The 12,268-nt window shown below is 63.5% G+C and carries 7 protein-coding genes and 1 pseudogene; 3 read left to right on the top strand and 5 right to left on the bottom strand.

Going from position 1 to position 12,268, the window contains the following annotated elements; translation table 11 throughout:
- Positions 1 to 170: 170 nt before the first annotated feature.
- Positions 171 to 1,379, bottom strand: a complete 1,209-nt coding sequence (locus tag NN2_RS07395) for an NAD(P)-dependent malic enzyme (RefSeq protein ID WP_082856793.1) — start codon at positions 1,377 to 1,379, stop codon at positions 171 to 173.
- A gap of 397 nt (positions 1,380 to 1,776) precedes the next feature.
- Between NN2_RS07395 and NN2_RS07400 the strand changes: the two genes are divergently transcribed.
- Together NN2_RS07400 and NN2_RS07405 are read left to right on the top strand one after the other, a co-directional pair.
- The gene (locus NN2_RS07400) at positions 1,777 to 5,229 is read left to right on the top strand and encodes a serine/threonine-protein kinase (RefSeq protein ID WP_063011598.1); all 3,453 of its coding nucleotides are present in this window, start codon (positions 1,777 to 1,779) and stop codon (positions 5,227 to 5,229) included.
- Positions 5,230 to 5,899: 670 nt separating this feature from the next.
- Positions 5,900 to 7,156, top strand: a complete 1,257-nt coding sequence (locus tag NN2_RS07405) for a cytochrome P450 family protein (RefSeq protein WP_245658585.1) — start codon at positions 5,900 to 5,902, stop codon at positions 7,154 to 7,156.
- A gap of 130 nt (positions 7,157 to 7,286) precedes the next feature.
- Here NN2_RS07405 and NN2_RS07410 read toward each other — a convergent pair whose 3' ends face one another.
- Together NN2_RS07410 and NN2_RS07415 are read right to left on the bottom strand one after the other, a co-directional pair.
- Positions 7,287 to 7,895, bottom strand: a complete 609-nt coding sequence (locus NN2_RS07410; protein ID WP_245658586.1) for a GGDEF domain-containing protein — start codon at positions 7,893 to 7,895, stop codon at positions 7,287 to 7,289.
- Positions 7,896 to 8,218: 323 nt separating this feature from the next.
- Positions 8,219 to 9,431 (bottom strand): annotated as a pseudogene (locus tag NN2_RS07415) (IS3 family transposase).
- A gap of 203 nt (positions 9,432 to 9,634) precedes the next feature.
- On the opposite strand from NN2_RS07415, the gene NN2_RS36960 reads away from it, so the two are divergent.
- Entirely contained in the window at positions 9,635 to 9,811 is a 177-nt protein-coding gene (locus NN2_RS36960; protein ID WP_156511247.1) for a hypothetical protein, read from the top strand.
- Between the two features lie 89 nt (positions 9,812 to 9,900).
- Here the strand turns inward: NN2_RS36960 and NN2_RS07425 are convergent, their stop codons facing one another.
- A complete protein-coding gene (locus tag NN2_RS07425; protein WP_156511248.1) occupies positions 9,901 to 10,551 on the bottom strand; it encodes a hypothetical protein in 651 nt (216 codons plus the stop codon).
- Between the two features lie 292 nt (positions 10,552 to 10,843).
- The gene (locus NN2_RS07430; protein ID WP_082856795.1) at positions 10,844 to 11,617 is read right to left on the bottom strand and encodes an IPT/TIG domain-containing protein; all 774 of its coding nucleotides are present in this window, start codon (positions 11,615 to 11,617) and stop codon (positions 10,844 to 10,846) included.
- Positions 11,618 to 12,268 lie beyond the last annotated feature (651 nt).

Here is a 12,268-nt window from a genome sequence, read left to right on the forward strand (position 1 = left end):
CCGGAGTCGTCGCCCGGGTGGCGATCGGCACGGTGCAGCAGGTGGAAGGCGGCGACCTGCTGGTAGAACTGCGCCTCAATGGAGCAGCGTCGGACTGAAGACAACCGCCGAACAAGAACCGAGTGCCCGGGGTCGCACAAGCTGTGCGCCCCGGGACTCGCAACCATCTGTTACGCAACACCTTCCGCACGAGCGGCCGCGGCGACGGCCGCGGCCACTGCAGGCGCGACCCGCGGATCCAGCGGGCTCGGAATGATATTGTCCGCGGACAGCTCATCGCGGACCACACCCAAAATTGCGTTGGCCGCGGCCATCTTCATCCCCTCGGTGATTCGACGCGCACCGGCATCCAGCGCACCCTTGAACACGCCTGGGAAGGCGAGCACGTTGTTGATCTGGTTCGGGAAGTCGCTGCGGCCGGTTGCCACGATGGCGGCGTAGCGGTGGGCGATCTCCGGGTGGATCTCCGGGTCCGGGTTCGACATGGCAAAAACGATCGCTTCGGGCGCCATCGACGCGATGAGCTTCTCGGCGACGGTGCCCGCCGACAAGCCCAGGAACACATCCGCATCGGCCAGCGCCTCGATCGCACCACCGGCCAGCCCACGCGGGTTGGTCCGCTGAGCCAGCTCGGCCTTCACCGCGTTCAGGTCGGTGCGATCGGCGCGGACGATGCCCTTGGAATCCAGCACCACCACATCGGACACGCCCGCGGCCAGCAGGATGTTGCTGCACGCCACACCCGCCGCGCCGGCCCCGGAAACCACGACCTTCAGGGCCTTGATGTCGCGGCCCTGCACCGTGGCCGCGCCCTTCAGACCCGCCAGCACGACGATCGCGGTGCCGTGCTGATCGTCGTGCATGACCGGGCAGTCCAGCGCCTCGACCACACGCTTTTCGATCTCGAAGCAACGCGGGGCGGAGATGTCCTCCAGGTTCACCGCGCCGAAGCTGGGACGCAGCCGGATCAGGGTTTCAACGATCTCGTCGACATTCTTGGTGTCCAGCACGATAGGAATCGAATTCAAACCGGAGAACTTCTTGAACAACGCGGCCTTGCCCTCCATCACCGGCAGCGAGGCACGCGGGCCGATGTCACCCAGACCCAGTACCGCACTACCGTCGCTGACCACCGCGACCAGGCGGTCGGTCCAGGTGTACCGTGTGACCAGCGCCTCGTCCGCGGCAATAGCCCGGCTCACCTGCGCTACTCCGGGGGTATAAGCAATCGACAGATCACGCTGCGTATCGAGCGGCGTGCTTAGTTCCACCGACAGCTTGCCTCCGTAATGGCCGGCGAAGATTTCATCGTGCGTAATAGCGGACCAGTCAGCGACGCCAGCCGTCGTGGCGTTTCGAGGATCAGCAACTGATGACACGGTTCACTCCTTCTGGCAGCCGCTCCCGAGAGCCGCTATATTGCCTATTTTTCGACCGTCCGGAAGGCATCATATCCGAGGCGGGGTGCTCCGGCACGGCAACCACACCCTCGCCGACCTCGGCGTCGCCGGTGCCACCTGCAGCGCGGACGCATGGCTCACCGCCGACAACGATGTGACCGCAGCCAGTGCGTGGTCTTGGCATCCCGCCTGGATCGGCCGGCTAGAGGCGTGGACGAGCCGCCAATGGAGTCGCAGGTGCCTTGCGGCAGCGAGATGATGCTGCATTTGTCCGAGGCAGCGCCGTAGACTTGCGAAAGCTTCGGCGAAACGCGATCTGATTGGCACCGGGACGTCGCTCGCCCGGAGGATGGCGATGGATCGCGATTGAAGACCAATGGCCGGAAACGACGATACGCAACGCGTACAGCGAAAACAGCAGGTTGAAGACGAGCTCGACGCCGAGGGGCTCGAGCGTGCCGAGATAATTGGGCGCGGCGGTTTCGGAACCGTGTTCCGGTGTTTTCAAGCCGCGTTGGGCCGAACGGTTGCGGTTAAGGTGCTCTCGTCCGACTTCGACACAAACAGTCGGGCGCGCTTCCTGCGCGAGCAGCGAACGATGGCTCAACTCTCGGGACACCCCAACGTCGTCGCAGTACTGCATGCCGACGTCACGTTCAGCGGACGCCCCTACATCGTGATGCCCTACCATCGCCGAGGCTCGCTCACCGATCACCTGCAACGCCACGGTCCGCTCCGCTGGCCGGCAGCAGTGGCACTCGGCGTCAAGCTGGCCGGCGCGCTCGAGTCCAGCCACCGCCTCGGGATCCTGCACCACGACGTCAAACCCGGGAACGTCCTGATCACCGATTACGGGGAACCACAGCTCTGCGATTTCGGTATCGCGCGCGTCAGCGGCGGTTTCGAGACGTCCGCGGGCTTGATCCTCGGCTCCCCTGCCTACACGGCTCCGGAGATTCTCAACGGGAAGCCACCCAGCGTGGCCTCCGACCTGTACGGCCTCGGCGCCAGCCTGTTCTGCCTCGTCACCGGACACGCTGCTCTGGAGCGACGCGAGGGCGAGGAAGTCGTTGCGCATTTCGTTCGGGTTGCTTCCACACCCGTTCCCGATCTCGATGAAGAGTTCCCACAAGAGCTCACCGAAGCGATCCAGCATGCCATGGCGAGGTCGCCGACTGACCGTCCGGCCACCGCGGCCGAGTTCGGCGAACAACTGCGCGATCTCCAGCGCAGACATGGACACCGGGTCAGCGATATGGCGCTCATGACGGCCGATCAGAATCCACTGATTGATAGTCGATCGACTACCTTCAATGAGCTGCAGCGACACGATGATGGCTGGTCACAGCGGGCCGCTGCACGGCCACCCAGTGCCGCAACCAAGTTCCGCCCACCCCTTGCCGCACACACGCTCGTGCGACGGGCGAAACTGATCGAACGAATATGGGACGCCGGCCGCAAGCGCCTTGTCGTTATCCACGCTCCAGCCGGATTCGGCAAGAGCACTCTGGCCATGCAGTGGCGCGAGCGTCTCCTGGCGGACGACGTCCCGGTGGCATGGCTGAACATCGACCACGATGACGACAACCTGATCTGGTTCCTCGAACACCTCATCGAGGCGATCCAGCAGGTGCGCCCGAACCTGGCGATCGAGCTGCGCCAGGCATTGGAGGAGCACGGACACGCAGCCGAACGCTACGTCCTCACATCGCTGATCAACGAGATTTACCAGGCCCAGGAACCTTTCGCCCTCGTACTCGACGACTGGCATCGAGTCAGCGATCCCGGGACCATTGGCGCACTGGACTTTCTACTCGAGCAAGGCTGCCATTATTTGCAGATCGTCGTGACCAGCAGATCACGGCAAGGACTTCCACTCAGCCGCATGCGGGTCGAGGACGAGGTGGTCGAAATCGACTCCACCGACCTGCGTTTCGACGTCGACGAGTCACGCGAATTCCTCATCGATCTGGCTCGGCTACCGCTTGACACGCAGGACATCGTAGATCTCCGTGCGTCAACCGACGGCTGGATCGCCGCGCTGCAACTGGCATCGCTGTCGCTGCGTCATCATGACGATCCGACCGAATTCATCAGTCACCTGTCCGGTCGACATCGAGCTATTGCCGAGTACCTCGCGGACAATGTGCTGAACACGCTCGATTCACAACTTCTCGATTTCATGCTCGCCATCTCGGTATCCGAACGCATCTGCGCCGAACTGGCAGCCACGTTGTCGCAACGCGACCAGTGCCAAGCGTTGCTGGAACAGATCGAACAGCGGGACCTGTTCCTTCGAGCCCTCGACGACGACCGGACCTGGTTCCGCTACCACCATCTGTTCGCCGACTTTCTGCGTCGCCGCCTCGAACGCGACCACCCGGGCAGGCTCACCGAACTGCACCGCGTGGCCTCACAGTGGTTCTCGGAGCGGAAGATGCTCAGCGAAGCAGTCGATCACGCCTTGGCGGCCGGAGATCCAGACCGCGCAATCGATCTCGTCGAGCGAGACGGTATCGAACTGGTCGAGAACTCCCAGATGTCGACACTGCTCGGGCTGATCGCGAAGCTGCCGACGAAACTGGTGGCAGACCGCCCCCGAATGCAGATCGCACTCGGCTGGGCGCACGTGTTGTTGCATCATCCGCCGGAGCCGATTCAAAACGCCTTGGAAACAACGAAATCCAAGCTGTCGATCATGGCACGGTCGGGTACCGACGTCCGCGACGACCTGCTCGAGGCAAGCTTGATTCAGTCCATCGGCGACTTGTTCGCAGACCGAATCGACGGTCTGCTCGAGACCGCATCGCAGTGCCTCGAGCGCCCGGATACACTGCGGCCATTCGTTGTTGCGTCGGCAGCGAACGTCGCCTCATTCGAAGCTCTGCACCGGTTCGAGTTCGCATCGGCCCGCCGGTGGATCGAATGGGCGATGCCCTACCACCAGCGGGCCGCGGGATCGTTCGCGGCCATGTACGGATACCTCTTCGCCGGCATGGCGGCACACGAACAACTCGACCTCACCGCGGCCGAATCCCTGGTTCGGCGGGCACAGACACTGGCCTGCCAATCAAGCGGCAAACACTCGTACCCAGCCCGGCTCGCCGGTGCCGTCCTGGGTGAGCTGCTCTACGAGCACGGCCGCATCGCCGAGGCCGAGGCACTGCTGGACTCCAGTCACCAGCTCGGTTCCGAAGGCGGCGTAGTTGATTTCATGCTGATCACCTACGGCACCGGATCGCGCATCAAAGCCGCACGCGGACAACGAGATGCAGCAGCAGAGCGCCTCGACGAAGGAGAGCGAATCGCGCGACAGCTGTCCCTGCCCAGGCTTGCCGCACGTATCGAGAACGAGCGGCTGCGATGCGATCTCCCACACCAGGGCCCAGAGCTCCTGCGCATATCGACAAGCCCGACGACAGCGGACGGACCAGCCGACGGCATTGCACTCGTCGCACAAGAACTGATCGCGGACTCACATATCCGTACCTTGCTTCGCGGTTCGCCGGCCGACATCGCCACTGCCTGCGCCGAGGCCGACGCCCGAATGAACCGCATCGACGCCATCGGCCGACCACGCGCGCACCTGCAGGCCCGATTGCTGTACGGCGCGTGCCTGCACGCGGCGGGTCGAGATGGCGATGCGCTAGAGGTGGCTGCTCCCGCCGTCGCACGATGCGCCGAACTCGACCTCCCGCAATTCCTGCTCGACGCAGGTCCGCGGATCGCCGCGCTCATCCACATGTTTATTGCCGACAAGGAACGCAACGTCTCGGCATGGCCGTATCTGCGGCGGTCCTTCCTCGACGACGTGCTGCAGATTCCCTGACGTGGGCCGCTGGCGAGCACGTCCACCACGTCCAACACCGGATCGACCACGCAGCGACTGCACGCCCAGCAGCAACTGACCACCCTGGGCGGCCATCGCCGACAGCTCGCGGCACAAAAAGATACCGGGCCGGAGTGCGTGCAGTGTGCCCGCCGCCCGCAACGCCAAATAGGCCGGGTCTGGGGTCGGTACGAAGTTCGGGGGAGAAGGGGGGCGAGTGTGGCGGTCATCGCGCAGCCCTTCAGCGGGTCGAAGGGGAGCGGCAGCGCTTGTGGAAGCCGGACGCTCCATGACGGCGCGGTCCTGACCGGGTGCGAGACCAGGCCTTCCTGCGGTCGGCCGGTATTGGGGCGACGGTGCGGCGGCCTGGCGAGGAGCCTACGAAAATGATAACCTGCCTCTCGCCTCAATGACGCTCGTCATGATGACGCAATATTTCTGTGGAAGGGGCTGGACTCCGATGCCCGCACATTCAGCGCATACGGACACATTCCGCCGGGACAATTTGCCGCCCGAAGCAGGATGTTCTGGGTTCGTCCTCGATCTGTTCGAGCTGCGGCATCCGGACCGGCTCCACTGCGCGACCACCCGGAGTGGCGCGACCGTCCAGAGGGTAACGCCACTGATCCGCTCGTGAAGTTCTTGTCTCATCGTCTGGAGCCGCATTCACTTGCCTACAACGCTGCCCCCCAATCAGAGCGAAACCCCGTCCGCGCCTTCTTCATCGCCTGTCGGCACCAGCGGGCCCCGCGTCCCGCTGTACTCCCCGGAGTTCTCCTCCGATCCGCACCGCATCTATCGCGAGATGCGTGAGCGCTACGGTTCGCTGGTGCCGGTCGACCTGGCTCCGGGAGTTCCTGCGACGCTGGTGATCGGCTACCACCAGGCGCTGCGGATTCTCAACGACCCCGACCATTTTCCAGCCGACCCGCGCGTCTGGGAAAAGAACGTTCCCGACGATTGTCCCGTCCCGCCGATCCTCCGATGGCGACCGACCGCGTTGCACAGCGACGGAGCCGTACACGCGCGGTACCGACAGGCGACCTCCGCGAGCCTTGCGGGAGTCGATCTGCATGCCGTGCACAACACCGTGGAGCGGATCGCGGCGTCGCTGATCAACGTGTTCTGCGAAACCGGTTCGGCTGATCTGATCAGCCAATACGCGTTCCCGCTCGCCTTTGCGGCGGTCAACGACATGGTGGGCTGCTCGGCACGGATCGGGCAGCAGGTCGCGGCTGGCATGGCTGCGTTCTTCGAGGGTGTCGAGGAGAAGAAGGGACTCGAAGTCTTCACTGAGGCGCTGTCGGAACTGGTTGCCCTCAAACGCGCTCACCCCGGCGACGACGTCACCACGCGGCTGCTTCACCACCCGGCCGACCTCGACGACATGGAGGTGGTTCAACAAGTGGCCAATCTGTACGCCGGGAACATTGAGCTACAACAGAATCTGATTACAAACACTCTGTTGTTGATCTTGACCGATGACCGGTTCGCCGGCGGGGTTCTCAGCGGCTGCTTGCAAACCCGAGACGCTCTCGACGAGCTGTTGTTCAACGACCCGCCGCTGGCCAATCACTGCCCCAGTTATCCGCGGCGGCCGATCCTGATCGATGACATCTGGCTGCCCGCTCACCAACCGGTGATCATCAGCATAACGGGCTGCAACAACGATCCTGCGGTAAACACAGGTGCGCACGCGGGTAACCGCTCACACCTGGCATGGGGCGCGGGACCTCATCGCTGCCCCGCCCAGACCATGGCGACCTTGATCGCTCAGGATGCCGTGGACCAGCTTCTCGATGCCCTCCCCGACATCCAGCTCGCGGTGCCGACTGCTCAACTGACTTGGCGGCCGGGATCATTCCACCGAGCCCTGACGTCCCTGCCAGTTATTTTTCCTGCAGCGTCTCCACTGAATGGGGGTTGAAGGACGAATGTGCCTCCAGGTCTCGTCCCATTCACGCGAATCGGTGACGGTGCCCAGACTGGCGGCCGCACCGATCCCCGGAAGCTCGCCGAGGTACTGAAACACAACGGCCAGAATCTGCTCCGAGCCGTCAGGCTGGGGTGTCCAGGATTTTCAGGACCCAATGGCCTTTGCCGTTGGATTTGGCATTGTACAAGTTCGCGTCGGCCGCAGCCAGAAGAGATTCGGTGTCAGCCCCACCGAGGGAGGTGACGATGACGCCGATGCTGGCCGATATCCGCAGCGCACGACCGTCGATAACGATCGGATCTTTTAGCGCCGATAGCAGCCGGTCAGCGATGATCGAAGTGCTGGACGTGCTGGTCGGCGGTGGGATGCAAACGACGAATTCGTCTCCGCCGATGCGCGCGACCAAGCAGTGCTGGTCACCCACACTGCTCCCGCTGATCAGTTCGGCGGTCCGGGCGGCGGCATCGGGATGCTCACACTGGTCGACGAGTCGATGCAGCACCCGCGCGGACACCAAGGGAACCTGCTCGTCGATCCACTCGGCGGCCACCAAGGCGCGGCCGCCCCGCACGCCTGCCGATGCATCGAAGAGCTCTGCACCGAGCGCACCGAGAAGATCCGAAATAAGTGCCTGCAGGGGCAGCGCCGACGGTGCCAGTTGCGGCACCGCACGATATGGAGCAAGGGCCTGCAACCAAGCCCGAGCCAGCATCTCTTCGACGTTGTCCACTCTCAATCCCCTTAGGGATCGAGCCGCCCGCAGACCACCCACTCCGAAACGACCCATAGTCATTCGACATCAGAACACCTGCTCAAGGCTATCGTGTCAAGCTGACGTACGTGCAGAAATTGCAACAATGTGATGCGCGACACAGTCGGTCCGGGTGTTGGGCTATGACGGGCGCTGAGCTATGACCGGACCGACGATCTTCGGTCCGCCAACCTTAGCCAGGAAGTCACGGAAGGCGGTGAGCCGTGAGCGGTTCTCGTCGCACGTCGGGGCAAACGTCAGCATCTTGCTCTTGATTGAACCGCCCCGGTGAGTCCGGAGACCTACTGATATGACAGCCCGGCGGGTTGCTGGGCTGGTTGTTGAGAGTAGTAGGCGGCCTCCATTTCGGCTGGCGGGATGTCCCCGCAGTAGCTGTAGAGCCGCCGATGGTTGAACCAGTCGACCCATTCGGCGGTCGCGAACTCGACATGGTCGACGCTGCGCCACGGACCGCGTGGCCTGATCAATTCGGTCTTGAGGGACCGTTGACGGTCTCGGCGAGGGCGTTGTCGTAGGAAGATCCCACCGCCCCGACCGAAGGCTGGATCCCGGCCTCGGCCAGCCGTTCGGAGAAGGCAATCGATGTATATTGGGATCCCCTATCCGTATGGTGCACAACATCTTTCACCTCGCAACCCGCTCTTTCGCGAGTCCATATGGCATGCTCGATGGCATCGTGCACCAGCGAGGTCGTCATCGACGTGCCGGTGCGCCAGCCGATGATCCGACGTGCGTAGGCATCGATCACGAACGCCACATAAGCCCACCCAGACCACGTCGACACATACGTCATGTCCGCCACCCATAACCGATTCGGTGCAGGCGGCGCGAAGCGCCGGTGCACCAGATCCGCCGGCCGCGGCGCAGCCGGATCAGGAAAGGTAGTGCGCTTGACCCGGCCTCGCACAGCTCCGCGCAGCCCGAGCTCCCGCATCAGCCGCTCCACCGTGCACCGGGCAACAGCCCAGCCTTCTCGATTGAGTTGCAACCAGACCTTTCTCGCGCCGTAGACTCCGAAGTTCTCGCGGTGAACCCGGCCGATTTCCACCTTCAGGTCCGCGTCACGAACATCCCGCTTCGCGGGTTTGCGTTTGCGCTGCTCGTAATAGGTTGAGGGGGCCGCTTTTACGCCGAGCACGCAGAGCGCGGCGCAGATCGACTCGACACCCCAGACAAGGCCGCCGCTGTCACGGCGACCTTGGTGTTCGGTGATGAACCGAACGATCAGCGCTGGGGCCGGTCGATCTCTGCGGCGAAGAATGCCGACGCAGCCTTGAGAATCGCGTTGGCACGCTTAAGTTCTGCGTTCTCGCGCCGCAGCCGCTTCAGCTCCGCCATCTCATCCGAGCTCGTTCCTGCCCGCGTTCCGGTGTCGATATGGCCCTGGCGCACCCACTTGCGGACTGTTTCGGGTGTCCCGACCCCGAGCAGATCGGCCACCGCCTTCATCGCCGCCCACTCCGACTCGTGCTCACCCTTGATCTCGGCGAACATCCGCACGGCCCGCACACGCAGCTCCAACGGGTACTTCTTCGAACTCGACACGACTCCATCCTTCACAGAGGTTGAAGTCTCCCGACACCCCGGGGCGATTCAATGCCAGGCTGGGGCTATTCACAGGTGTCAACCAGGGCCCTTGGCCTCTGTGGCGGATCGGGGCGGTGATGGATCGTTGAGTTGGCAGTAGTCACTACCGGATGAAGGAGGATGCGATGCCGCTCACGCCGAATGTTCCCCCGACGCCGTGGCAGCCCGAGAGGGAAGAGGACCACCCTTGGCCCCAAAAGCCCGACGGGGATGACACCGATCGCGACGAGTTCGAGAAAGACAAAGGCGACAGCCCATACAACCCGTATCCGACCGAGCCCGCCTGACAGCGGCAACCTGGTCCGCACTCGAACCGTCTCTGGCGGAGCAGCCCACCCGGAGGAGCGGGTCGTCCCGGCGCCACGCCCAGCAGTGGTTATAGAACCCTGCGGTGGGGGAGGAGATCGGGGCACGTCTGCTGGATGTCGTGTTCCATCTCTGCTTTGGCTTCGCGCCATGCCTTGTTGGAGGGCTCGCTCATTCCTGCGGTGATGCCGTTGAGTTCGTGCTCGATCCGGTCTTCGTAGCCGGGTTCGGTCAGATCGCGGCCGGCGTCGAAATCTGCTTGGACCTTGCGGTGGAACTCGTGAAAGCGATGAGCCTGGTCGTTGAGCCCTTTGATCCTGCTCCCGACCCACGCTGTCACCGCCGACACGACCGCCGTCAGCGCCACGATCGAACCGACAGCCACGCGGGCCGCAGTCGACTGGCTAACCTGAATCGTCGCGAAAATCGCGGTACCTGTCAGCGCAGTCACGACAGCGGCGACCAGGTTCAGACGCGGCAACCATTGGTTACGCGCAACCACCTTCTTCGTCGCTTTGCAGTACGTCCATCCGTCGCGCCATGTCTGCAGCGCACGACCCGACACCGGATGTTCTTCACGGTTGACCGCAGCAGGCTCGGGGTTCTGCCTGTCGAAGTGGGTTTCCGAGAAGAAAATGGCTGTCTCGTCTCGTTCGGCCATGGCTATCACCACCTCCTCCTCCAGGGTGCGCACACCGTTGATGTCGACAGTGGAGGACAAAGCCACCCCTAGACGGGCAGAAAGTAATGTGCAACTGCTATGAGCGTGCTGCTTCGCTGTTGGCCCGTTCCTCCCAGGACCACAGTTCGCTGCTGTCGTATGCGCTGTCGGCGTCCGGACAGCCTCGTGCCGCAATCCATTCGTCGCTTCGAGTGACCACTCGCCGAGAGCGCAGTCGGACGTCAGCTCGCCAACACGAAACGCCGCCAGGTATCACCTGGCGGCGTTTCGTGTTGGCGAGCAGGGAAGGCGAGTGCTTTGCTGCGGACTTCCGCGGGTTACTGCCCGGAGGTTAAGGCCTGACCGCGATCGCGGTTGGGAATTGCAGCCCGACCACGATACCCGAGGGGGAGTCCAGGCCAGTGGCCAGGATAGTGGGTGTGCCGCCGGTGATTGGCAGCGACAACAGCTCGCCGCCCGAGAATGCGGTGAGGCTGGTGAGGTAGAGCGTGTTGCCGGATGCCGCGATGCCTTCGGGGTATTCCAGGCCAGAGGCCAGGGTGGTGGGTGTGCCGCCGCCGATCGGTAGCGAAACCACCGCGCCACGTTCCGACTCGGCGATAAAGAGCGTGCCGGTATAGACAAACGAGACTGGGTTGCTGGTGCCGTCGCCGGTCGTGATGGTCACGGGGACTGTGCCGGTGCCCGTCGGGGCGACCGCGATGACCTCGGTGTCGGTGACACCGTGGAACGATTGTGCAGGCGTGCCACCGAAACTCACGCCGATCGGGTTCGACAAACCGGAGCCAGTGAGCATGACCTCGGTGCCAGGCGACCCACTGGCGGGGACTATCTCGGTCAAGACAGGCAGTACCACCCCGTATGTGTAGGGCAGTGGGTTGCTGGTGCCGTCCAGCAGGGCGCGCACGGTTACTTGTTGTGTGCCTGTTCCGGGCGGGGCGATCGCAGTGATCTGGGTGTCGGAGTCGACGGTGACTGTGGTTGCGGTGGTATCGAATCGCACCTCCAACGGCCCAACACCATTGAACCCACTCCCAGTCAGCACCACACTGTTGCCACCAGTGGTAGGCCCCGAGGTCGGTGAAAGCGAAACGAGAGTAGGCATGGGGCACCTCCGATGGTGACAGTGCGGTGAAAACGGTTCTCCTGCAACGGCGCCGACGTCTTGACATCTGCTGTCTCCAGTACCCCTCGTCAACCGACACCGCAGCAACGAATTCGGGCTCCGTTTTTGTCCGGTTTTCGACCCATGTCCGGGAGGTTTTTCCGATCGCGCACCTGATGCTGTCGATCATGAGTGGCGGACCAGCATGTCTATCTGGGGTAGACCCCAATCTGACGCACCCGTCGGCGATCAATTCTTCCGCTGACCGACTGCGCTGGGTGAGCGTCTCGAGGTGTGTCGGAAAGGGAGCCCGAGCAGTGGTCCCGGGCGACCGAGGTAACCGCCCTACCGGTCTGGCCCTCGACCGGTTTCGGTGCTGAAGTCCTGTTGCCGTGAGGCTTTCGGCCCTGTGCAATGATCGGCGGCCGCGAGGACATTTACCAGTGGAGGCCGCCTGGCATCGATAGCGTCCGTTGGGTTGGGTTGGTGCAGGAACCAGGCGGTGGGGGTAAGCAGGCGCATTCGTCGAGACAGCGAGGTGGCGCGTTGACGGAATTGGTGCGTTTCCGTTGGCCGATGGAGGCAGCGTGCTCGTCGAGGTGCCTGCACAACATTGCCAGCGCCGGGAGGATGAGTCGATGACCAGCCGTC

It is taken from the genome of Nocardia nova NBRC 15556 (assembly GCF_001613005.1).
GTDB lineage: Bacteria > Actinomycetota > Actinomycetes > Mycobacteriales > Mycobacteriaceae > Nocardia > Nocardia nova.

Excerpts from the sequence above, each read along its gene's own strand:
- NN2_RS36960 (WP_156511247.1), top strand. The coding sequence starts at position 9,635 with ATGAAGGAGGATGCGATGCCGCTCACGCCGAATGTTCCCCCGACGCCG.
- NN2_RS07400 (WP_063011598.1), top strand. The coding sequence starts at position 1,777 with ATGGCCGGAAACGACGATACGCAACGCGTACAGCGAAAACAGCAGGTT.
- NN2_RS07430 (WP_082856795.1), bottom strand. The coding sequence starts at position 11,617 with ATGCCTACTCTCGTTTCGCTTTCACCGACCTCGGGGCCTACCACTGGT.